This window comes from Bacillus yapensis (assembly GCF_005280205.1).
Classification (GTDB): Bacteria; Bacillota; Bacilli; order Bacillales; family Cytobacillaceae; genus Robertmurraya; species Robertmurraya yapensis.
This window is the reverse complement of sequence record NZ_SUND01000047.1, coordinates 1-1,471: the sequence shown is the minus strand read 5'-3', so window position 1 is coordinate 1,471 and position 1,471 is coordinate 1. Positions and strand designations below refer to the sequence as shown.

Sequence of the window (1,471 nt, the reverse complement as noted above, 5' to 3'; positions counted from 1 at the left end):
TGAACTGTGCCCCAGTTTACGGACAGTTTAAAAAAGCACCTATGCGGCTAGTAAGTGACCCCGGTATTGTACCGGGGTCATTTTATTTAAGCCCCATTGATAACGGTGATGGTTATATTCCTCAATTACACGATCAACTTCATTCATAACTTCTCTTAAATTATCAAATGATTTATACTCTGCTAAATCCTTAAAATGACCAAAAAAACTTTCCATTGGTGCGTTATCCCAACAGTTTCCCTTGCGGGACATCGATTGAATTAGACCAAGCTTTTTTACTTTTCCTTGGAATACTGGATGAGTATAGTGGAACCCTTGGTCGGAATGCAATATAGCTTCTGGATGGAAATGATAGCCTACAGCTTGTTTTAGCTTTTTTAATGTCTTATAAACGATATCCATTTCTAAGGAAGTGGACAGGTGATAAGTGACAATTTCTCTTGTAGCTCCGTCCTTTACACAAGATAAATAAGCTTTTTGACCTTTTCCATAATAGAGATAAGTTATATCTGTAAGTAAGACTTTTCCTGGCTCCTCCTGATTGAAGTTCCGATTAAGAAGATTAGGACAAGTTAAATGTTCCTGGGTCGCTTTAGCCATCTTCCGATAAGGATTAGCTTTTCTTACTTTTGTTTCAAGATTATATTTTGCCATCAGACGCCTAATTTTCTTATGATTCATGATAACCGAATAATCATTCTCCATGATCATTTTAATTTGAAGGGCGCCTACTTTTTCTTTTTTGCTTATGAAGATTTCTCGTATTAACTCTACGTCCATTTCATCCTGCTCGTCACGTCGTGCTCGTATAGGTGCAGCCTTCAACCAATCATAGTAGCCACTTCGACTTACACCAGCCAATTTACACAGAAAGGAAACAATGTTCTTTAACTGATAGGTTCTAATGGTTTTCTCGATTAGCGTATAATTCTCAGCTGCCGTTAGAATCGTTTCTTCTTCAACGCCTGCCTTTCTAGCTCTTCTAGCTTTTTTAGGAAATCATTCTCTGCCTCAAGGAATTTGATCCTTGCCTCTGCTTTCCTAAGTTTTTCTTCAATAGAAAGAGGTTTTGAAGAAGGACGTCCTGTACTCCCTTTGCCTCGACGTTCCGTAAGGAAACCTTCCTCCCCAAACTTTTCAAAAGTATTCCTCCATCGTTTTAAACAACGCTTAGGCTGCTCCTTCCCGATCATCTCTATATCGAAACCATGATCAATAAAGATTTGTGATGGGGTTTTACCACTTTTGTACTCTGTTACCGCATTAATCTTAAATTCCGGACTGTAGGAGATTGACCGATCGGAAACACTTAAGATATTTGGGTTCTTCTCAAGTTCTTTGATTTGGAACTCATTATATATATTCTTACTCATAATAATCCTCCGCCCATATTCATTAAATCTATTGAAACACAAAAACCCCGGATAGGGGGCACTTTTTTATCAGTGTCCGATATCCGGGGTATAGTTCA

1 protein-coding gene is annotated in these 1,471 nt (G+C 38.3%); it reads right to left on the bottom strand.

The window, feature by feature from the left end; translation table 11 throughout:
* Positions 1-39: 39 nt before the first annotated feature.
* A protein-coding gene (locus FAR12_RS23145) for an IS3 family transposase (protein WP_126411084.1) occupies positions 40-1,373 on the bottom strand; the annotation gives its coding sequence in 2 pieces (ribosomal slippage) (positions 40-995 and positions 995-1,373; 1,335 coding nt in all).
* Positions 1,374-1,471 lie beyond the last annotated feature (98 nt).